This is a genomic window from Beduinella massiliensis (genome assembly GCF_900199405.1).
Classification (GTDB): Bacteria; Bacillota; Clostridia; order Christensenellales; family Aristaeellaceae; genus Beduinella; species Beduinella massiliensis.
Map to the genome: position 1 here is coordinate 1,342,371 of NZ_LT963430.1, position 21,686 is coordinate 1,364,056.

Sequence of the window (21,686 nt, forward strand, 5' to 3'; positions counted from 1 at the left end):
GCGGCGATTGCGCAAATGGCGGACGATGCCGAAATGTCCTTTGTTCTGCAATGAGGGCATGACGGGTGCTGGGCGACGAAAGCCTTGTCCGTCGCCGCCTTTTTTTCAGCGCGCCGTGGAAGAAGCCGCCGGCGTAAGCCTCGATCGTTTTGGCCGATCAATTCGCCTATGGGCGCTTGATTTGGCGAGAAAACTATGATACAATTTGTTCAATTTGCCTCGGCAGATGGAAAACAAATGAAAGCGAGCAACGAACGATGCGGCTCTTTTCGGACAAAAAATTCAACAGAAACCTGCTTCGGCTTGCCATGCCGATCGCCATTCAAAGCCTGATGCTGGCGGCCGTCGCCGCTGCGGACGCCTTTATGCTGGGGGGCGTGGAGCAAAACGCCATGTCGGCCGTATCGCTGGCTACGCAGATTCAGTTTATCCAAAACATGATTCTGTCCTCCGTGACGGCGGCTGCGGGTATCCTGGGGGCTCAATACTGGGGAAAGCGGGACGCGGCGGCCATCAACCACATCTTCTGCATGAGCATCCGCGTGTGCGGCCTGACCTCGCTGCTTTTTTTTGCGGCCTGCATGTTCATCCCGCGCTACTTGATGCTGCTCTTTACCGGTGAAGAAGCGCTCATCCGCATCGGCATCAGCTACCTGCGCATTGCGGGCTGGTCGTATCTGCTCACGGGCATTTCGCAGTGCTACCTGACCGTCATGAAGGTGACCGATCATGCCGCGTCCTCCGCGAAAATCAGTTCGGTGACGGTGATGATCAACATTGTGCTGAACGCGGTGTTCATCTTCGGGCTGCTGGGCGTGCCCGCCATGGGCGTTCGCGGCGCAGCGGCCGCAACGCTGATTTCCCGCGTGGTCGAGCTGGTTTGGGCCATGGCGCTCTCCGGCAGGGCGGGCTACATCCGGCCGAACTGGAAGGGCCTGTTTCAACGCCACAAGCTGCTGGCGCTCGACTTCCGCAAGTGCTTTCTGCCCATTCTGGGGGCGAGCCTTTTGTGGGGCGTGGGCTTTACCTCCTACACCGCGTTCATGGGGCACATGGGGACGGACGCCGCGGCGGCCAACTCCATCGCTTCGGTCATCCGCGACCTGGTATGCTGCGTATGCAATGGACTGGCCAGCGGCGGCGGCATCCTGGTAGGCAACGAACTGGGCGCGGGCAACCTTGCGCGGGGCAGGCAATATGGCGACCGGCTGACCGTCATGGCCTTTCTGTGCGGCGTGATTTCTTCGCTGCTGATGTTTGCCCTCACGCCCCTGGTCCTCCGTTTTGTGAAGCTGACGGATGGTGCACGGGCGGAGCTCGTCGGCATGATGGTCGTGATGGCGATCTACATGATCGGCCGTGCGGTGAATACCATCGTCATCAACGGCATATTCGCCGCGGGCGGCGACACACTCTTCGACATGTACAGCCTGGTGGTCACCATGTGGATGATCGCCGTGCCGTTGGCCGCGGCGGGCACGTTCCTGTTTCATTGGCCGGTGATCGTCGTGTATGCCTGCACCTGCCTTGACGAGGTCGGCAAGATTCCGTGGGTGATGCTGCATTACAGGAAGTATATTTGGGTGAAGGATTTGACGCGCAATCAGGCGTAGGCTCCCGGGCCTGCGGTTAAATCCGGTGCCTGTCTGCTTGCGGCGCCCTTGCGGGGCCGGGAGCGCAAAGCGTGAGGGACTGGAAAAGTGCGGCCAGGACGGCGAGGAGGGAACACAATGCTGGAAGTTCAGGGCCTGTGCAACACGGCCAAGGTCTTCACCGATGCGCTGGAGTCCACGGCGCTCGCGCAGATTCAAGCGCTGTGCAATCAGGCGTTTACCCAAGGCAGCAGGCTTCGCATCATGCCGGACGTGCATGCCGGAGCGGGCTGCACCATTGGAACGACGATGACGATTTCGGACAAAGTGGTGCCGAATCTGGTGGGCGTAGATATCGGGTGCGGCATGGAAACCGTCCGGCTGGCGGAAAAGCGGCTGGAACTGCCCAAGCTGGACGCGCTCATCCGCAAACGGATTCCTTCGGGCTTTTCGGTCAGGACAGACCCGCATGCGCTGGCGAAGGAGATCGACCTGTCTGCGCTGCGCTGCCGCGCCGCCTGCAACTTGAATCGCGATTATGCCAGCATCGGCACGCTGGGCGGCGGCAACCACTTCATCGAGGTGGATCGCGATGAGGAGGGCAGCCTCTACCTGGTCGTGCATTCGGGCAGCCGCCATCTGGGGCTGGAGGTGGCGAAGCACTATCAGGAAGCCGGGTTTGCGCAGCTCAACAAAGGCGACCCTGCGGATTTGAACGCGTTGATCGCGCAGTACAAGGCGCAGGGCCGGGATCGGGAAATTTCGCAGGCCATCAAGGCCTGGAAAGCGGAAAACCGCAGTGAAATCCCCTTTGCGCTGGCCTATGTGAGCGGGGAACTGTTTGACGACTACATTCACGACATGAAGCTCGTGCAGCGCTTTGCTGCGCTGAACCGTCAGGCCATGGTCGGCGAGATCATGAAGGGGATGAAGCTGCACGAGGAGGAACGGTTTACGACCGTCCATAACTACATCGACACCGAGACGATGGTCCTGCGCAAGGGGGCGGTATCCGCAAAGGCGGGGGAAACCCTGCTCATCCCCATCAACATGCGCGACGGCAGCCTGATCTGCACGGGCAAAGGAAACGCGGACTGGAACCAATCCGCGCCGCATGGCGCGGGCCGTCTGATGAGCCGCGCGGAGGCCAAACGGCAGTTTACCGTGGCCGCCTATAAAAAAGAAATGGAAGGCGTATTTTCAACCTCCGTGGACAAGGACACGCTGGACGAATGCCCCATGGCCTACAAACCGATGGAGGACATCCTGCGGCAGATCGGGCCGACGGCGGAGGTGCGGAAGGTCATCAAGCCAATCTACAATTTCAAGGCGGCGGAGGAGCCCGCGCGATGAGCGCAAACGTTTTGACCGCCCGTCCCCAGGATTGCATCACTTCGGCGGAATGCGGACGACAATCGTTGGGCGAAGCGACTAAATCGCAATATGGACTTGCAAACGCATGCCGGGAATGTTAAAATAACCGGCGGAAGCTGTTCCGGATGGCCTGCAAAGGGACGGAGCAGCTTCTTCTGGTTGCTTGGTACACCGAAGATTCAAACGCATCCGTTTGAGAGGAGAAACGAAATGAAGAAACTGATTGCCACCCTGCTGGTAGCCGTGCTGCTGTTTCCCGCCGTGCTCGCCTTCACTGAGGGCGATGCCCCCATCGAGATCAAGGTGCTCATCCTGCCCAAGTTTGAGGTGGACGAGCTGGCCGGCGATTTCCCCGGAGAGGCCCAGTATTACTATGAGGCCTACTGCGACGGCGGCGACGCCTACGACATCAAGGGCGGCTTTGAGGACAACAAGCTCTACGTGAAGGACGGCGTCGCCCTGTACGTGACCGGCATGGGCAAGGTCAACACCGCCCTGAGCCTGAACGCCATCCTGCTGGACAGCCGCTTTGACTTTTCCAACGCGTACATCCTGAGCACGGGCTGCGCCGGTTCCGCCATCGAGTACGGCGTGATGGGCGACGTGTTCGTCATCACCGCCGCCGTCGATTTCGACCTGGGCCACCATGCGGACGTCCGCGACCTCTCCGAGGGCGCGACGACCACCTGGTTCCACGATGAAGGGTACGACAGCGCCTCGTGCAAGATTCTCGACAAGGACCTGATGGACAGGGTCTACAACCTCGTGAAGGACGTCAAGATCGAGACGACCGAGAAGACCCGCGCTTACATGGCCGCCGCGTTCGACAATGCCGACTGGGCCGTGCGCGACCCGCAGGTGCTGCGCGGTACCACCGTCTCCGGCGACAACTACTGGAAGGGCTACTACGACCATGCCAACGCCGTGCTCATGACCGAGACCTACGGCTGCCCTGACCCGTATGCGCTGACCGAGATGGAGGATTCCGCGCTGGGCGTCGTGCTCGACCGTTTGGGCATGCTCGACCGCTACATCATCATCCGCGACTCGGTAAACATGGACGTGTTCATGAACGGCGCCACGGCTGAAAGCCTCTGGGACCCGAACTTTGACGGCTCCCTCGCTTCCGAGGACAGCGTCGAGTCCGCCGACATCTTTGCCACCGCCATGGAGAACAACTTTAAGGTCGGCAGCGTCGTGGTAGAGGCCATCCTCAACGGCACGCTCTGATCCGGGTGTTTTGCCTTCACAAGCCTCGCCTTCGGGCGGGGCTTTTTGTTTGGCGGGCGTTTTTGCCGCGGCCGCGAGCAAAAGCGCGGAAGAACCCGGCATCCGGCGAGGGATTGACAACCAGAAGCGACTTTATTATACTTAACCCCATGCAAATCAGGGAGGGACGAAACATGAGCAAGAACACAAAGCCGTCGATGGACCAGTGGATGCAGGAGGCCAAAGCGGACGCAAGCGCTGCCGATTGCGGCATGTACCTGATACACAACGGCGTGGTGCGCCAGACCGCCAAGGCGAAGGTGCGCCAGGGCGATGAAAATACGAAGCCGGTAACCGGCATGGCGTTCGGTTACGACGAACAGAAGGTCTCCGCCGCGATTGCGGATACCTATAAGATGCCGGGCGTTTACTATGTGCGGGTGTGGCTGAACGAGGGACGCCTGGACGTGGGCGACGACATCATGCAGGTGCTCATCGGCGGCGACATTCGTCCGCACGTCATCGACGCCCTTCAGGCGCTGGTGGGGCAGATCAAGCAGAACTGCGTCAGTGAAACGGAAATCTACTGAACAGGAGTCCGCCCGGCCCGCAGCCGGACGGATTTTGCATTTTCGCAGGCGCGTTTCGATTGGCGGACGCGCGGGCACTCTATTGGCGATGGAAATGAAAGGAGGCGGCAGACATGCTGACGCTTCGGCGGCACGCGGACTGGGACGGGGCGATGGACGAGGTCTGGGCCCTTTATGAGGCGAGCTTTCCGCTGCATGAAAGGCGGCGCAGGGAGGATCAGACGCAGGCGATGCGGGAGCCGAACTTCCGCTGCCTGAGCGCGTGGGATGGGAGCGTGTTTGCGGGGCTGGCGCTTTGCTGGGCATGGCCCTGCGGCATCTACGTGGAGCATCTGGCCGTAGCGCCTGAGCTTCGCGGACGGCGCTATGGAGCGCGCATCCTTGCGGCGCTCAAGGAAGAGGGACGTCCTCTGATTCTGGAGATCGATCCGCCGGTGGACGAGATCTCGGAGCGCCGGGAGCGCTTTTACCTGCGGGAAGGGTTTTTGCCAAACGGGTTCAAACACGTGCACCCCTCCTACCGGCACGCCTGCGCGCCGCATCCGCTGAAGATCATGAGCTGGCCGGAGGCGCTTTCGGAAGAGAACTATGCGGACTTTCTAAAGCGGCTGCGGGTTGAGGCGATGCAATACGCGGAAAAATGAGACGGAACGGCCGCGAAACGGCCGTTTTTGGACGGAAAAATGAAACGAATGCCGGGGCTTCCCAGAGTGGGTGGCGCCCGGTCTTTTTGTGTCCTTTTTGGTCATGCAAATGCAGAAAAACAGGGCCCGCGGCAGGCTGAACAGAAAAGAATACTTTTATGCTTGACATATGACCTGTAAAATGCTATTGTGCTTTTGAAAAAGATATAAATATCCAAATAGTGTGCATTATCCTAATGACTTTTGACGAAAAAAGTCGTCACGGATTTATTGGTAATAAGAAGTAAATCCACACAAAATGGTAACTATTAGAATTTATCGGCAAAGGTGGTGCGGGCCGTTGATGCTGGAAAATATCAACGGCTTCATTTTATGGGTCAATGCTGTCCATTGCGGCGGCAATGGGCCGGCGGGGTCATACAAAAGAAAACGCGCATGGGAGTGAAGCAGTATGGAGGATACGCTTTGTTGGATAAGGGAACTGTACGAACGGAATTTTGTTCGCATGCACAACATAGGCAGGACGTTTATCTTTCAACGGAATTACGGTACACATGAGAACAATGCCGTGGAAGACCTGATACATGACGTATTTGAGATGCTGATAAACGACGCAGAAATCCTAAAGACCCACGCCAACATCGACGGATGGCTGACCATCACCTTGAAGTACAAGCTGATGGATTACAACAAGCACAGCCTCGTTCGGTTCAACAACGAGGTCTTTCCCGCCGAACACGTGGAATGGTACGACTTCGTCGATACCAGGCGCGCCGACCGGTCGGAGGACGCGCTGTTGGATCGGCTCATCACGGAAGAACACATGCGCCAGTTGGAGAAGCTGCTCGGCAAGGAGGACATGAAGTTCTTTTATGAATACTGTTTAGAGCACACGCCCGCCAACGAAATTGCGAAGCGTTACAACATGAGCACAAACGCGGTTTACGCCCGCGCGAACCGGCTACGCAGGAAGATTTTGAATCATCCAGAAATTTTTGCGCTCGTCATCCTCCTTTTTTTCTATTAAGCCGTAAGATTTCCGCCGCTGAATCAATAAAGATTACGTAGGGGTGTTGAAATTGGCAACGATGCGCAGAAAACAGAAGAAAGCATACCTGGCGTGGCTGAACTATGTCATCACAAAGGACGAGATGACTCGGGAGGAAGCGTTCTACATTCTCAAAGGTCAGTTGTTGCTGCCCGCGGAAGAAGTGGATTGCGGGCTGATCGACAAATGCCTGGATCATCTGTACCCGGATAGGGCGACGAGAACGTATCCGACCAAGGAGCCAACCTGGCAACGCATCATGCAGACTTATCAAGAGAAGGAGGCGAATCGCAGGAGAAAGAAGATACGGAAAAAACGGCGCAGCTTGCGCCCTGGAATTGCTATCGCGCTGTTTATCCTGCTCGCAGCCGCTGCTGGTTCAACAATCGCCTACGCCCTCGGAGTTGATGTTTGGTCGAGTTTCGTCAGTTGGACGAAGGACATTATGTCTATCGAAACGCACATATCTGCTGAACCTGAGCCGCAAACGACATCGGAATCTGTCATTCCTCCAATCGACAAACGCATCGGATTCGGTCGTGGAGATGCGTTTGACCGAGAACTGGAACGGCTCGGGATGGAACCAAGATTGCCTTCGTGGATGCCGGAAGGTCTCGAATATGATAGCTTTACCTCAGAAATCTGGGAATCAGGAACGATTTATCTAAAAGCTATTTATCGGGATCAACTGGACCGCTCATTTACTATTATTGTAGAAAAGATTAGCTCGATAGGAAATCGCTCAGACGAACTTGAGAAAAACACCAACGATCCGGTAACTTTCGGCTTAAATAATGTCGAGTTTGTTATTGCTAAGAACATTGAAAGGTTTATTATGCAATGGCAAGATAAGCCTTATGTCTTGACAATACGTGGTAACCTTACACAAGAAGAACTCGTAAAAATGGCTGAATCAATATTTATGGAGGATTAGAATCATGATGAAAAAGAAATTAGTAAGCGCGATCGTTCTTTGCTTTGTCCTGTGTTTGGGAATTTTGCCGTGTATGGCGTCTGCATCAGAGATAGTTCCGTATGCTAGTGATGTTATCGACTATACTTCACTAACACTTACAAGCTCTAACGGAAAAGTGTATGCGGATGCTCACATTGCGACGACTGACACAGCAACAAAGCTGGGATTTAAATCCGTAACGATTTATCATAAGGTTAATGGTGTTTGGAGCGTAGCGGCATCAGCGTCTGGAAAATACTCTAGCGGGACAGATGATTATACCTACTCTATTTCGTGCAGTGTGGTTTCTGGACGCGAGTACAAAGCTTCTTGTAGTTCCTATGCTGTGGTTAATGGAAAATCTGATACTGGCTCAGCTAGCGTTAATCCTATAACTTTTTAATCGTGTAACATTCACTAAGTGACCTTCCCCGTTGTCAACGCGGCAACGGGGATTTTCAGCTAATGAATCCATAAAATAATCCCTGTCCGCGATGGAAGCTGCCAGCTGAGCGGATCATGACAGAAAGAAGCACGCCGTGTCGAAGGGCGGGCTTGCGAGTACAGGGTTTCCATGGGGTTTATCGGGTAAATGCTCCTAACGCGCCCTTTTTCGTAAAAATGGAGTTACATTCGGCATCACGATACGCGAATTCGCCATGACGTCTTGATCTGGCTGCGAAAACTTCCTATCGTAAGGATATGGGAATTTACAGGAGGTTTCGCAAATGGAATCGAGACAAAACTTGGCCGAAAACCTGAAGAAGTATCGGCTCAGGCAGAATATGAAGATGGACGAATTCGCCGATTATCTGGGTATCGGCAGAACTTCCCTTTACGAACTGGAAAACATGCGCGTCAGCTGCACGCTGGACACGCTCGACGGTATCGCGTCGCATATGGGCGTCCCCGCGTCCATGCTGCTCGTGAAGGACATGGACCCGACGCAGACCCCGGCCTGCGCCCACATCGTCGATCTGTGCAGTTGCTATATGAAACTGCCGATGGAGCAGGCCAGGGAGCTGGCCGAGCACATCCTGCGGATGGGGGACATTCTGTCGTCGGCGCGCGGGGAGGAAGGTGCGTCCCATGAATGAGATCGAAGCATTGCTGCACAGGCTGGGCATCGGCGTGCGCTACGTCGGTTTTCGTTATATGGCGGTCTGCATCGATCTGGCGGTGCACGAACCGGTGCGGCTGCAAAATGTTTCAAAACGCCTGTATCCAGAGGTCGCGCGCCGCTGCGGAATCAGCGACCCGGCACAGATCGAGCGCAACCTTCGCACGGTGATCCGCATCTGCTGGGACAACGGAAACCGGCCGCTGCTGAACCTGCTGGCCGGATATACCATGATCGAGAAACCCTCGTGCGTGGAATTTATCGACATCCTGTCGGGCTACGTGCGCAGCAGGCGCGCTTCCAAGGAAGGGCCTGCGTCTTAAAGGAAGCCGGCAAAAGAAAAATACGCACCGGAGGCGGCAGGCATCGGCCTGCCGCCTTTTGACGCGCGCCCGTCCTTCGCCCGATTCGCATATTTGCGTGTTGATTCCGGGTAGGACATGTGGTATTATACTAAATGCTGCGTTGAACGATTGGGGGAAGACTATATGTTGTTTCTCCGACGACGCGATATTGGGCAGAGGTGAAAGGAGAACAAAAGGTGAACGTAAGAAAAAGAAACGGCAAAGTGGTCGCTTTTGACCGTGAATTCATAGCGCGCGCCGTCACGCTTGCGGCGGCCGCGGCGGGGGAACACGACGACGAGGCCGCGCAGCGCGTGGCCCAGGACGTGGAGGCACGCCTTGCGGAGGACGCCGGGCAGGCCGTGGACATCGAGACGATTCAGGACATGGTGGAGCAGGTGCTCTTCGAGCAGCAGCGCTTCCGCACGGCCAAGGCCTACATCCGCTACCGCATGGAGAAGGAAAAGGTCCGCGGCAAGGAGGAATGGCGGGACGGCCTCCTGAGCAAGGAGTTTTTGAGCCGCTATAAGCACGCGGCCAATCCCATGGACCAGCTCGGCTCGTTCGTCTATTCCCGCACCTATTCCCGTTACCTGCCCGCGCTCAACCGCCGCGAATTCTGGTGGGAAACCGTGCGCCGCGCGGTCGAGTACAACTGCTCGCTTGCGCCGACGAGCCGCGAGGAGGCGGAGCGCCTGTTCGACAACGTCTATCACCTGCGGCAATTCCTCTCCGGGCGCACGCTTTGGGTGGGCAATACGCCCGTCTCGCAGGCGTATCCGCTGGCGAATTATAACTGCGCCTTCGAGGTGCTGGACGATTATCACGCCTTTCACGACCTGTTCTACCTGCTGATGGTCGGCAGCGGCGTGGGCGTGCGCGTCCTCAGGGACGACGCGGCGAAGCTGCCCAAGATTCGCACGAACATCCAGATCATTCACAAGGCCTACGACCCCCGGCCGCTGGACGAGCGGCTGGAGTTTACCAACCTGACCTTCTCCACCGACACGGCCACGCTTTCCATCGGGGACTCTAAGGAGGGCTGGGCGCAGGCGCTGGACCACTACTTCGCCCTGTTGACGAACCGCGAGTACAACAAGCTGCGCAAGATCATCGTGGAGTACGACAGCATCCGCCCGCGCGGCGAACGGCTCAAGGTGTTCGGCGGCACGGCCTCCGGCTACGAGTCGATGATGGCGATGCTGGACAAGATTCATAAGGTCATCATGGCGGCGGGCGCGCGCGACGGTCAGGTGCTCACCCAGTTGAAACCGATCGACCTGCTGGACATCGCGAACATCATCGGCGAGAACGTCGTCTCCGGCGGGGTGCGCCGCACGTCGGAAATCGGACTGATCGACCAGGACGACGAGGCCTGCATCAAAGCCAAGAGCAACCTGTACCGGCAGGTGAACGGCCGGTGGGAGATCGACAAGAGCATCGCGCACCGCCAGATGAGCAATAACTCCATCTTCTATCGGCGCAAGCCCACGCGGGAGCAGCTCCACTGGCATTTGCAGCAGATGCGCTACAGCGGCGAACCGGGCTGGATCAACGAGGAAGCGGGCTTGAAGCGCCGCCCGAACTTCTGCGGCTGCAACCCCTGCGGCGAAATCCTGCTGGACAGCCACGGCCTTTGCAACCTGACGACGGTGAACGTCATGGCGTTCGTGAAGGACGGCGTGCTGGACGAGGAAGCGCTGCTGGACGCGCAGCGCCTTTCCGCGCGCGCGGGCTACCGCATGACCTGCCGCGAGCTGGAGATGCACCAGTGGAACGCCGTGCAGCAGCGCGACCGGCTGCTGGGCTGCTCGATGACCGGCTGGCAGGACATGGTGAACGCCACGGGGCTGGGCCGGGAGGAACAGGCGCGCCTGCTCGACCGCATGCGCGAGGCCGTGCACGAGGCGGCGGATCGCATTGCGGATTCGCTCGGCCAGAAGCGGCCGCTGCTCATGACGACGGTGAAGCCGGAGGGCACGCTTTCGCTGCTGCCGACGGTTTCCAGCGGCGTGCACTACTCGCACGCGCCGTACTACATCCGCCGCGTGCGCATCTCGGCCTCCGACCCGCTGTGCAAGGTCTGCGAGGAGCTGGGCTATCCGGTCTTCCCGGAGGTCGGGCAGGACGCGGAGACCTGCAAGACCAAGGTGGTGGAATTCCCCGTCAAAGCGCCGGAGGGACGCGTGAAGGCGGACGCCTCGGCCATCGAACAGCTTGAAAACTACAAGATGTTCATGACGCATTACGTGGACCACAACTGTTCCATCACGGTGCACGTGCGCGACAACGAATGGGAGCAGGTGGAGGAGTGGGTCTGGAATAACTGGGACGACGTCGTCGCGCTCTCCTTCCTCAGCTACGACGACAGCTTCTACGAACTGCTGCCGTATGAGGCGATTACGAAGGAGGAGTACGAGCGCCGCAGGGCGGAGATGCGCCCCTTCAACCCTTCGCTCATCTCCAAGTACGAACACGAGGAGACGGAGCTGGACATCGGCGGAAGCGATTGCGCCAGCGGCGTGTGCCCGATCCGTTGACGGGGATGGTGCTCGACAAAAATATACGGCGCCCGGTTTGCGCGTGATTGCAAACCGGGCGCCGTTTTTATTCGCGGACGAAGGGGCGAGGATAATCGCAAACGCTTACGGGGTTTTGAACCGAAGCGCATTTTTCGCGGGGATCAGACGAGCTGCTCTGAGCCCCGCAAGACCAGCCGCGGCTGGAGATAAATACGGTTGTTGCTGAATTCATCGGGATTTCCGTTTTGCTCCTTGCGAATTCGTGTAAGCAGCGTATGGGTGGCAATGCGCCCCAGTTCATCCGTGGGCTGCGATACAACCGAGACATTCTGTGCCCACATCTCATATGGATCGATTTCGTCCGAACCGATTACGGCGATGTCTTCGGGTATGCGAAGCCCGTTTTGACGTAGGAACTTCAAGCAGCCAATCGTGTGCGTATTGCTGCAACAGAAGATCGCGGTGGCGTTTTTCTTTTTCGGGCTCAGTAATTGGGGCATAATCGCCATTGTTCCGTTAATTCCGTCGTTTGTTTCAAATTGCAGGCTGGAAACAGGGGTGATATTGGCTTCCTTGTGGGCATCCAAATACCCGTTCAGTCGATCATATTCGGTTTTATAAAAAAGAGAGCCGTGAATAATGGCGATTCTTCTGTGCCCTTTTTGTAACAGCAGCTTCGTGGCGTCGTAGGCGCCCGTGTAGTTGTCGTAGAAGACGCCTTCGGACGAAAAACCGGGAACCTCGTTGTCGACCAATATGATCGGAAAGCCTTTTGCGCTCAAAGAACATAAGGTATCGCGATTGTTAATAGAATCCGTCTCAACAATCGGCGTAACGATCAAGCCGCTGACACGGTTTTCGGCGAGCATTTCCAGAGATGCTTTTTCCATAGCGATGGATTCGTTCGTGATGCAGACGTTCATTCCATAGCCCGTCCCATTCAAAACTTCTGAAATCGCTTTCACAAGATTAGAAAAATAGGGATTGGTGATGTCTGAAACGACGACGCCAATCTGCTGCGTGCGGCTTGTGTGAAGATTTCTTGCAATCGCGTTTGGCGAATAGCCCAGTTCACGAATGACGGAATTCACCTTGTCGCGCGTTTGTTGCTTGACGTATCCGGAATTGTTCACGACTCTTGACACGGTGGACAATGCGACGTTCGCTTTCTGAGCGACGTCTTTGATTGTAACGGACATATTCTTTCCCTCCGATATGGTGCTTCCATTATAACAGCATTTCATGGAAAAAGCAAACCTAAATAAATCAATAGATGAAAACGTATTCATTTTATGAGCCCGACAAAGGCGTAATTCCGTGAAATATGGGTCAAATAACACAGCTTTTTGAAAAAAATAAGAGATGTATTGACATAAAACGAAAAATGTGTATAATACGAATCAGGAAACGTTTCCATTAATTACGGAGTGCGCGGAGGAAACACTTATGTCCCAGAAGGTCGGTATTCAAAAGTTTGGGCATGTCGCCATGCGGGTTCACGATATGGATAAGGTGCTGTCCTTTTATCGCGATGCCCTGGGTCTTGAGCACGTCTTTGGATTGCGGGACGACGCCGGAGAACCGTGGATCGAGTATGTAAAGATCGCAGAGAACCAATATGTCGAGCTTTTCCATGGCGGAACTGTTCGCCCGGATGCGGCGTACGACTTCGACAGAATCGGATATCATCATTTTGCGATATCTGTAGGCGATATAGCGGCTTTGGCAAAAAAACTGTTCGCTATGGGGCTCATTGAGAAGGATACGCCTTCCCTGAATGACGATGGAAATCTGGGCCTGTGGATTGAAGATCCGGAGGGGAACGCCATTGAAATCGTCGAGTACCAGCCCACATCCCCCGTGATGAAGGCAAATCACGCGGCGTTCGATTATCCTGTGACGCCGGGCGTGAAAGGAATCGCGCATGTCAGCTTTGTCGTAGAGAACATGGACGAGGCTGTGGATTATTTTGAAAAGCGAATGGGCTTTGAACATGTCCTCGATCTTCCGGACAAGGAAGGAAAGCCGTTCCTGAAATTTCTTCGTGTGTGCGACGGGCAGTATATGGAACTGTTTTATACCGCGAAGCACAGGCGTGAACGCAAGGCTGGGGAGGCCGGATACGAGCATCTTTGCTTCATCGCAGAGGATGTTCAAAAATCGGCTTCTTCGTTAAAAGATGCGTGCATTTCCATCGATGCAGCTCCCAAGCTCGGCAAGGACGGCAACCTTCAACTCTGGTGCCATGATACGGATCAGAACCCAATCGAAATCGTCACGTTGATGCCCGGTGCGTCAATCTGAGAATGTATTGTAATCGATGTAAATCGATTCAATAATAAATAGACGGAGGGATAAACCATGAAAAAACTCGTCGCACTGTTCCTTTCTCTGGCTCTTCTTCTATCGATGATGAGCGCGACCGCATTGGCTGAAGAAGAAAAAACGATTTCGATTTACAACTGGGGAGATTCTACGGATATGGCGCTGAACGAGGCGGCGATTGCCCGCTTCAACGAAAAGCATCCCAATGTAAAGGTGGAGGTTCGGTATCAGGAAAAATCCATGAGCTGGGCAGACTACATCACCAAGCTGCTGGCTCAGATCGCTGCGGGCGACGCCCCCGATATCTGCCTGATGGCTATCGAAGGTCTCTATCAGCTCAACTCATACGATCTGCTGATGTCGCTTAACGATTTTATCGCCAACGACGAAGAGGTCAAAGCTGCCATGACGGACATTCATCCGTCGCTGCTGGAGGGCTTCACGGTGAACGACAACGTCCTCCTGTTCCCCGCGCACTGGAATGGCATGAATCTCTTCTGCAACAAAGATTTGTTCGACGAAGCCGGAGTGGAACTTCCGAGCTCTGACACCACTTGGGATGAGTTCCTTGAGATTTGCAAGGCGTTGACCAAGGGGGAAGGCGCGGAAAAGCAGTATGCTTTTGACATCTACCCCGCTGCCATCTTCTTCAACCTTTTTACCTATGCGAATGGCTGCAGCACGCTGGTCGACGGTAACAATACCAGCAACATGACGGATCCTAAAGTCGTGGAATCTTGGCAGTTCTTGCACGATCTGATCTGGAAGCACGGCGTTATGCCGATTCCCGAGCTTGGCAATTACTCTGCCGAGAACTTCATCAACCGCAAGATTGCCATGACCGTCATGGGGCACGTTTCCTGCTATGAATACCAGGCTGCCGGCATGGAGAATGTGTATGTCACCACCTTCCCGGTGCAGGACAAGGAAAACGGAAGCCAGATTTTCGGAGCTGATGGATACGGCATTCTCAAGACTGCGGAGGATCCGCAGCTCTGCTTCGACCTGATTATGGAATTCGCGGGCGAGCAGACCCAGATGGAGATTGCCGCCTCCGGCGTCAGCAATCCCGTCCGTCGTTCCGCCGCAAACAGCGAGAGTTTCCTGGCTTATCCGCAAAACGCAGAGGTGTTTTATGGGATGCTGGACGAAGGCGCCCGTATTCTGCCCGCGCCCATCAACAGTGCAGATTACGAGAACCTGCTGACCCGTTACTACTTTGAGATCATGGGTCAAAATGAACGTTCCATCGAAAGCTACCTGGAAGAAGCCGATCTCGAGCTGAAGGATATTCTTGCTCAGTAACCTTTTTCACAACGGCCATTTCTCTGTGGAGCGAGAATTCGCTCCACAGAGACACTTCGTTTAGGATATATAGGAGGTTTACTGGCTGATGGAAAAGTCTGCATCATCCATTTCAGTTATAAAAAAACGAAAGATCAGCAGGGCATCACTACAGGAAGAAAGAGCTGCTTATCTTTTCATTCTCCCTGCTGTAATTTGTATTTTTGCGACCGTGATCATCCCTGTATTTGCTTCGTTCTATTTTAGCCTAACAGATTATAACATCATCCGTACTCCTGTATGGAAGGGATTGGCGAACTATATCAAGATTTTTACCGGAGATCGCCGCATTGGGACAGTTTACAGAAATACATTTGTATACACATTCTTTGCGGTTGTCTTAAATGTCGGCAGCGGCTTACTGTTAGCCCTTTTATTGAACAGGAAGATTCCAGGAGTGCTTAGCAGCACGGTCAAGTTCTGTTTCTTCATACCGGTCGTCATCGCATATGTATATGTCGCGATTGTCTGGCACGCGCTCTACAATACGGAGTTTGGCGTGATCAACTATTTCCTTGGGACTTGGGGGATTGACAAGATCGGATGGCTTACCAATAAAAAGTATGCGATGCCAGCTATCCTTTTGATGGACACGTGGAAAAATGCCGGGTATTACATGGTGATTTTTCTGGCTGGCTTGCAGAATATCCCTACCCAATATTACGAAGCGGCAAAGATCGACGGTTGCAGTGGATTGCGCATGTTCTGGAAGATTACCTTGCCATTATTGACGCCCACGCTCTTTTTCAATCTGATTTGGAGCTCCATCAATGCGCTTCAGGCCTTTGATTCCATGAGCATTCTGACCCAGGGCGGCCCGGGAGATGCAACGCGCAGCGTTGTGATGTATATTTACGAGCAGGGATTCCAGGGCGTTCGGTTTGGCTATGCGTCGGCCATTGCGGTTACGCTTTTTGCGTGCGTTGGCTTGCTGACATTTGTCCAGTTCAAGCTTAGCGATCGATGGGTTCATTATTGAGAAAGGGGTGAAGCATATGAATCGGGCAAAGATCGCAAAAAGAACAAAAGATTACGTTTACGCTGCTTTTCTCCTGTTCCTGTCGTTTGTAATGCTGATACCATTTCTTTGGATGTTTTCCACCTCTTTCCGGCCGCCGTCTGAATCCTATAAGCTGCCTCCGAGCTTTATTCCGACATCCTTTGAAATACATAATTATGAAGCGGTTCTGTTCTCATCCATCCCGTTTTTCAGGATGCTTTGGAATAGCGTACTGGTGGCCGTCGTTGTAACAATCGCTCAGCTAATCACCTGTTCTATGGCGGCATATGCCTTTGCGCGCCTTCATTTCCGGGGCAAGGGATTGATTTTCGCAATATTGATGTCAACGCTGATGGTGCCTTCCCAGGTTACGATTATTCCAACCTTTATCGCTTTATCTAAAATAAGGCTGACGGATACGCTATTCAGCTTGATTTTACCTTATATCACCAGTGTGTTCGGTGTTTTTCTGTTGAGGCAATTCTTTCTTTCTCTGCCCAAAGAATTGGAAGAGTCGGGAATGATTGACGGCGCTAATTATCGACAGATTTTTGTCAGGCTGATAATGCCACAGTGTGGATCTGCTATGGCGGCGCTCTGCGTGTTGCAGTTTTTGAACTCATGGAACAACTACTTCACACCGTTGATTTTTATCAGAACGTGGGAAAAGATGACGTTGCCGCTTGGCATTGCGTCTTTGCAGGGGTATATGGGGAGCGGTAATCTGTCGGAGATTATGGCAGGCGTTACATTGGCAATGCTGCCGATGATGGTTATTTTTCTGTTTGCCCAGCGCTATTTCATCGAGGGAATCGCGATGTCTGGCATTAAAGATTGAAAATTGGGAGGAAACGGAACGTGGAAAAAATTCGTTTGGGAATTGTGGGAACCGGATTGATTTGGCGGAATACTCATAGGCCTGTTTTAGACAAGCTGGTTGATCGATACTCAATTCGTGCATTGTGTGTCGTAAAGGAGGATGAATTGAGCTATTGGAAAGGAGAGTATCCGCAGGCAAGATACTATCGTGATTATCAAACGCTTGTGGAAGACCCTGATATTGACGCCGTGTTGGTCGCGACGCCTATCTCGTTGAATCCGATTGTCAGCATTGCGGCACTGAAGGCCGGGAAAAATGTCTTTGAAGAAAAACCTATTGCCGTAACGTCGAAACAGGCTGAGGAAGTGCTGGCAGCTCAGAACGTATATGGAAAAAAAGTTTTCATGTTGGAGCAGCTGATGTACGATCCCAAGATATTGAACCTGCAAAAGCTAGTGCGGGAGCAGACGCTGGGACGGCCTGTAAGCTATGAAATGTTGACGCACTTTATCCTCGACCCTGAAAAGGATGGAGAAAAGAGCTTCAGCCGAACGCCCTGGCGCATGAATCCCGATTTTCCCTTGGGAGCAATCTTTGACGGCGGAGCCCACGACTTTGCCATTTTGACAGCTCTGTTTGGTTCTCCTGATACAGTTTTCTCCTATGGAAGCAAGCTGCGCGAAACGATGGGCGAATACGACCACGTGATGTCACTGCTTGCTTATAAGAATGGCATTGCGGGAATGCATAGCCATTCGGCGTATCTGGGATGCAGCAATAATTATTTTAACGTGCGTTTTGCGCAGGGCGCTGTATATGTAGAGGATAATGGCCTGACGATTGAGCGCCGTACCGGCGAACAAGAAAAGATCACCTTCCCGGAAAGCAATTTACATGAATTGATGTGGAATGATCTGTACGATATCTATTTTGGCCGCAAAGAGCCGGTGTTTACCAGCGAGCAAGCTGCCGATAGCGTTTTGATTTTTGATGCCATTACGTCCTCAATTCGCACTGGCCGTTCCGCTTCAATTTAAAGAAAGGGCCTTGTTGCTGTGAAATCATATTCTTGGAAAGCACAGGTTGCAAAATTTCTGCATGGCGGTATTGGAACCGGCAGCATATCGGTCAATGCATCTGGAAGGTTTGTTGATTGGGAAATTTTCAATCAACCCAACGTCGGCTATACGCCGCCGTATACATTTTTTGCGATCCGCACGGCAGATGAAAATGAACAGTGCAAAGCCAAACTCATCGAGGGCCCCATCAGCGGCCCCGTAGAAGGTTCCCACGGTGTTTATTCCTGGGACATGGGCGGCCTTCCGCGTTTTGCGGAATCGTCGCTCAGCGGATGTGTCAGCCGTGCGAATGTATGCTTTGAAGATGATTCCATGCCCGTTTCCGTCAAAATGGAGTCTTTTTGTCCATTCATTCCGCTTTGCCCGGAAGATTCCGGAATTCCCGCCATTCACATTACCTATTCGGTTCAAAACATCTCCCCGCGGGTACAGCATGTCTCTGTTTGCGGAAGTGTTTGTAATGTCGTGGGGTATGTCGGAAAAGAGCTGTTTGGGTCAAACATCGTCAAAGGGGAACTCGTCAACCAGATTCGAGAGGAAAAGGCGGCCAAAGGCGTTTTCTTTACGGCTGAATTGCAGAACGATGATTTGCAATATGGATCAATGGCTCTGGCAGCAGTGCCCGGCAAAGCTGAAATCAATCTCAAGCGGGAGTGGCTGAACGGAAATTGGTGGGATGGAGCTCATGATTTTTGGGACGATTTTCTGGACGACGGTTTCTTGGCGCCGGAGTCCTTTACGGATGCAATCGACAGCCATTTAACGTCCGGCAGTACGACAACGCGGATTGGATCGGTGAATCAGGTGGCTGTGTTACAGCCCGGAGAAGAATGTAAGTTCGTCTTTATCCTTGCCTGGCATTTCCCAAACAGAATGTCTGCATGGAATGGACATGTCTTTTTGGCGGAAGCGGAGGCTGACGCCCAACAGACCCGCAATTTCTATGCGGCCCGTTACGAGGATGCATGGGATGTCGCAAAAGACCTGACGCTGCGATATGACGCCCTCTACCAGTCCTCTGCAGCGTTTGAGAACGCCTTGTCATCCACTACGCTTCCCGAAGAGATGATTGATGCCCTTGCGGCGAATATTACCGTGCTGAAAAGCAACACCTGTTTTCGACTTGAAAACGGAAAGTTTTATGCTTGGGAGGGATGCTTCAATCATCGCGGATGCTGCGAAGGAAATTGTACCCATGTTTGGAACTATGCGCAAACCCTCGCTTTTCTTTTTCCTACCTTGGAACAAGATATGCGCAGGACAGAATTCTTGTTTGAAACGGATGAAAACGGGGAGATGCCGTTTCGGGCATCGGTTGCGCTGGGCAATCGCAGGTTTGATTTGTATCCCCCGGCGTCCGATGGGGAGATGGGGTGCATCATCCGGCTTTATCGAGACTGGAAGCTAAGCGGTAATGATGATCTTCTGCGTGAAGTATGGCCGCGCGTTAAGAAGTGCATACGCTATGCCTGTACGGTATGGGATACGGATGGCGATGGCGTATTGGACGCGATGCAGCATAACACATACGACGTAGAGTTTTACGGTATCAATCCACTGACAAATGGGATCTTTTTAACGGCGCTGCTTGCAGCCGCTGAAATGGCGCGGTACTTGCATGAAGACGACCTCGCCTGTGAATATTGCACTCTCTGGAGAAGAGGCAGCGAGAAGCTTGACCATCTCTTATATAATGGCCAGTACTTTCAGCAAAGACTCAATCATTCTGAACGCTATAAGTACCAGATCGGAGACGGCTGCCTAAGTGATCAACTTTTCGGGCAAACCCTTGCAAGTCTTTTGAACCTCGGTTACATTCTGCCTCAACAGCACATTCATGCCGCTGTTTGTTCCATCTATGAGAACAACTTCCGGAAGAGCCTGGAAGGCCATTTTAATGTTCAGCGGGCTTATGCGCTTCAACAGGAAGGCGGTCTGCTGATGTGCACATGGCCTCATGGCGGCCGCCCAAAGTTTCCTTTCCCTTACTGCGACGAGGTTTGGACCGGGGTAGAGTATCAGGTCGCGACGCTGATGATTTATGAGGGGCTGCAAAGTGAAGCTGAGGAATTAATTCGGACGGTCCGGTCGCGGTATGATGGGCATAAACGAAATCCTTGGAACGAGGTAGAATGTGGACATCACTATGCGCGTTCTTTGGCGAGCTGGGGGCTTTTGATCGCAGCTAGCGGGTACACATACAATCTTCAAGAGGGCTGGATCAGTTTTCGGCCGATCACGGATGATTTTAAGTGCTTTTTCAGTACGGCAAAGAGCTGGGGAATCTACGAATCAAAGAGGATGGATGAAAATACCCTGGATGAAAAAATCACCATTCTATTTGGCAGCCGTGATTTGATCCTGAAGAAACGTCAGTAAGCACGGTGAACGGTCTGCGCAGGTGAAGAAGCGAAGACGAATCGCGGGTTGCAGCGGCGATGCGGTGCGATCTCAAGGAGACGGAGCTGGACATCGGCGGAAGCGACTGTGCTAGCGGCGTGTGCCCGATCCGATAAAGAAAAAGCCGCGCCCCGACTTTGAATTTGGGGCGCGGTTTTGATTGTACAGACCCATTTTTATGATTTAGCGTCGGAGGCGTCCGAATCCTCCATGACCAGGAAGACTTCCTCGATGGGCACGCCAAAGACCTTTGCGATGTTCCACGCCAGCACGAGCGAGGGGTTGTAGCGCCCCTTTTCGAGATTGCCGATTGTCTCCCGACGTACGCCTACGCGTGCGGCCAAATCCTCCTGTTTCATGTCGAAGCGGGCGCGATACTCGCGGATTCTGTTCTTAATCATCCCGCGCGGCCCAGCTTTCACGAAATCCATAGTAAGCGGAGGAAAGGGAGTAGACGATGACCGATGCGGCCCAGCCGACCGACAGGCCGACGGCGAGCGCCTTGCCGGGCGCGGCGGAAAGCAGGGAGAAAAGCGTGGTCAGGGCCATGGTGAGCATGCCGAGGAAAAAGGCGCGCGCCGCAGAACGGTTCATGTACTCGACGAGCATTTCATCGGCAGGAACAAAGAAATACAAAAAGTCGCAGGCAAAGGCGAAAAAGGCGAGGAACGATTTTTCCGGCGTAAACACGCCGATAAAGCCCAGCAGAGATAAGAACCCCAAAAAACCGTACAGGCTGCGTTTCATGGTGGCACCTCCTGAATGTGATAAATCTCCGTCTTTATGATAGAAATATACCACATTTAATGCGAAACGTCAAGCGGAGGAAGGCGATTTGTTCAGTTTTCTGCGCTGCCCGGCGCGACACGGTCGAAGAAAAAATAGCCCTGCGCGATGCTTGCGAACGTGTTGGCGCCGTCGTCCTTGACGGCGTGTGCGCGGCCGCGCCAATAGACGGTTTTATCGCTGACCTCGAGCGATAGGGCGCTTCCATCCTTCAAATGGTAGACGAGGCGGAGGAATGGTGCCTCCGTATCGGCTGCGCCGGGCGTATAGTTCAAAAAGCCCAGCATGTTGACGGCCATTTCGACATCCCTGGGCGTCGCGAGCACACGCGCTTTAGGCGAGAGGCGCGTATCCGTGATTTCGACGGAGACTACGTCCGCCGCATCGGGCACGCCCCAAAGGGGAATACCGTGTGCCAGAAAGAAAAGGGCCGACGTGAGGAGCGCGCTCAGCGCCACGGGAACAACGTATTGCTTTAAAAACCTTTTCATGAGGACATCCTCTCTGTTTCAATACACTTTGCGTGCAAGTATA

General features: G+C 53.9%; 21 protein-coding genes. 17 read left to right on the forward strand and 4 right to left on the reverse strand.

Annotated elements, in window-relative coordinates:
* The first annotated feature begins 257 nt into the window (after nucleotides 1-257).
* The 11 genes from C1725_RS06715 to nrdJ all read left to right on the forward strand — a co-directional run bounded on the left by C1725_RS06715 (nucleotide 258) and on the right by nrdJ (nucleotide 11,416).
* Nucleotides 258-1,613 carry an MATE family efflux transporter gene (locus tag C1725_RS06715; RefSeq protein ID WP_102410878.1) on the forward strand — a complete coding sequence of 452 codons (1,356 nt, stop codon included), beginning with the start codon at nucleotides 258-260 and terminating at the stop codon, nucleotides 1,611-1,613.
* Nucleotides 1,614-1,730: 117 nt separating this feature from the next.
* Nucleotides 1,731-2,945, forward strand: coding sequence for an RtcB family protein (locus tag C1725_RS06720; protein WP_102410879.1), 1,215 nt, complete (start codon nucleotides 1,731-1,733; stop codon nucleotides 2,943-2,945).
* 231 nt (nucleotides 2,946-3,176) lie between these two features.
* Nucleotides 3,177-4,196, forward strand: coding sequence for a phosphorylase family protein (locus C1725_RS06725; protein WP_346026422.1), 1,020 nt, complete (start codon nucleotides 3,177-3,179; stop codon nucleotides 4,194-4,196).
* Between the two features lie 173 nt (nucleotides 4,197-4,369).
* Nucleotides 4,370-4,765, forward strand: coding sequence for a molybdenum cofactor biosynthesis protein MoaE (locus tag C1725_RS06730; protein ID WP_102410881.1), 396 nt, complete (start codon nucleotides 4,370-4,372; stop codon nucleotides 4,763-4,765).
* A gap of 113 nt (nucleotides 4,766-4,878) precedes the next feature.
* Nucleotides 4,879-5,409 (forward strand): GNAT family N-acetyltransferase, encoded by a 531-nt coding sequence (locus C1725_RS06735; RefSeq protein ID WP_102410882.1) that lies wholly within the window; start codon nucleotides 4,879-4,881, stop codon nucleotides 5,407-5,409.
* Nucleotides 5,410-5,977: 568 nt separating this feature from the next.
* Nucleotides 5,978-6,436 (forward strand): RNA polymerase sigma factor, encoded by a 459-nt coding sequence (locus tag C1725_RS06740; RefSeq protein ID WP_146009175.1) that lies wholly within the window; start codon nucleotides 5,978-5,980, stop codon nucleotides 6,434-6,436.
* A gap of 61 nt (nucleotides 6,437-6,497) precedes the next feature.
* Nucleotides 6,498-7,391 (forward strand): DUF4367 domain-containing protein, encoded by an 894-nt coding sequence (locus C1725_RS06745; RefSeq protein ID WP_346026872.1) that lies wholly within the window; start codon nucleotides 6,498-6,500, stop codon nucleotides 7,389-7,391.
* A 4-nt stretch (nucleotides 7,392-7,395) separates the two neighbouring features.
* Entirely contained in the window at nucleotides 7,396-7,815 is a 420-nt protein-coding gene (locus tag C1725_RS18965) for a hypothetical protein (RefSeq protein ID WP_146009177.1), read from the forward strand.
* 325 nt (nucleotides 7,816-8,140) lie between these two features.
* Nucleotides 8,141-8,509 (forward strand): helix-turn-helix domain-containing protein, encoded by a 369-nt coding sequence (locus C1725_RS06750; RefSeq protein ID WP_102410885.1) that lies wholly within the window; start codon nucleotides 8,141-8,143, stop codon nucleotides 8,507-8,509.
* The gene (locus C1725_RS06755) at nucleotides 8,502-8,855 is read left to right on the forward strand and encodes a sporulation initiation factor Spo0A C-terminal domain-containing protein (protein WP_102410886.1); all 354 of its coding nucleotides are present in this window, start codon (nucleotides 8,502-8,504) and stop codon (nucleotides 8,853-8,855) included. The genes C1725_RS06750 and C1725_RS06755 overlap by 8 nt, the downstream gene beginning before the upstream one ends.
* A 218-nt stretch (nucleotides 8,856-9,073) precedes the next feature.
* Nucleotides 9,074-11,416, forward strand: coding sequence for a ribonucleoside-triphosphate reductase, adenosylcobalamin-dependent (gene nrdJ, locus C1725_RS06760; protein WP_102410887.1), 2,343 nt, complete (start codon nucleotides 9,074-9,076; stop codon nucleotides 11,414-11,416).
* Nucleotides 11,417-11,559: 143 nt separating this feature from the next.
* Here nrdJ and C1725_RS06765 read toward each other — a convergent pair whose 3' ends face one another.
* Nucleotides 11,560-12,597: a LacI family DNA-binding transcriptional regulator gene (locus C1725_RS06765; RefSeq protein WP_346026423.1), complete on the reverse strand. Its 1,038-nt coding sequence runs from the start codon at nucleotides 12,595-12,597 to the stop codon at nucleotides 11,560-11,562.
* A 247-nt stretch (nucleotides 12,598-12,844) separates the two neighbouring features.
* On the opposite strand from C1725_RS06765, the gene C1725_RS06770 reads away from it, so the two are divergent.
* From C1725_RS06770 to C1725_RS06795, 6 genes are all read left to right on the forward strand, one after another.
* Nucleotides 12,845-13,702, forward strand: a complete 858-nt coding sequence (locus tag C1725_RS06770) for a VOC family protein (protein ID WP_102410889.1) — start codon at nucleotides 12,845-12,847, stop codon at nucleotides 13,700-13,702.
* A gap of 57 nt (nucleotides 13,703-13,759) precedes the next feature.
* Complete coding sequence (locus C1725_RS06775) at nucleotides 13,760-15,028, forward strand: extracellular solute-binding protein (protein WP_102410890.1); 1,269 nt, start codon at nucleotides 13,760-13,762, stop codon at nucleotides 15,026-15,028.
* Between the two features lie 88 nt (nucleotides 15,029-15,116).
* Entirely contained in the window at nucleotides 15,117-16,046 is a 930-nt protein-coding gene (locus C1725_RS06780; RefSeq protein ID WP_346026424.1) for a carbohydrate ABC transporter permease, read from the forward strand.
* A 16-nt stretch (nucleotides 16,047-16,062) separates the two neighbouring features.
* Nucleotides 16,063-16,905: an ABC transporter permease subunit gene (locus C1725_RS06785; RefSeq protein ID WP_102410891.1), complete on the forward strand. Its 843-nt coding sequence runs from the start codon at nucleotides 16,063-16,065 to the stop codon at nucleotides 16,903-16,905.
* 20 nt (nucleotides 16,906-16,925) lie between these two features.
* On the forward strand, nucleotides 16,926-17,924 hold the full coding sequence (locus C1725_RS06790; RefSeq protein WP_346026425.1) for a Gfo/Idh/MocA family protein: 999 nt from the start codon (nucleotides 16,926-16,928) through the stop codon (nucleotides 17,922-17,924).
* An 18-nt stretch (nucleotides 17,925-17,942) separates the two neighbouring features.
* Complete coding sequence (locus C1725_RS06795) at nucleotides 17,943-20,345, forward strand: GH116 family glycosyl hydrolase (protein WP_102410893.1); 2,403 nt, start codon at nucleotides 17,943-17,945, stop codon at nucleotides 20,343-20,345.
* Nucleotides 20,346-20,542: 197 nt separating this feature from the next.
* On the opposite strand, the gene C1725_RS06800 is transcribed toward C1725_RS06795, so the two are convergent.
* The 3 genes from C1725_RS06800 to C1725_RS06810 all read right to left on the reverse strand — a co-directional run bounded on the left by C1725_RS06800 (nucleotide 20,543) and on the right by C1725_RS06810 (nucleotide 21,643).
* Nucleotides 20,543-20,767, reverse strand: coding sequence for a helix-turn-helix domain-containing protein (locus C1725_RS06800; RefSeq protein ID WP_102410894.1), 225 nt, complete (start codon nucleotides 20,765-20,767; stop codon nucleotides 20,543-20,545).
* A complete protein-coding gene (locus tag C1725_RS06805) occupies nucleotides 20,760-21,113 on the reverse strand; it encodes a DUF3796 domain-containing protein (RefSeq protein WP_102410895.1) in 354 nt (117 codons plus the stop codon). Before C1725_RS06805 ends, C1725_RS06800 begins: the two co-directional genes overlap by 8 nt.
* Nucleotides 21,114-21,205: 92 nt before the next feature.
* Nucleotides 21,206-21,643 (reverse strand): hypothetical protein, encoded by a 438-nt coding sequence (locus tag C1725_RS06810; protein ID WP_102410896.1) that lies wholly within the window; start codon nucleotides 21,641-21,643, stop codon nucleotides 21,206-21,208.
* Between the last annotated feature and the right edge of the window lie 43 nt (nucleotides 21,644-21,686).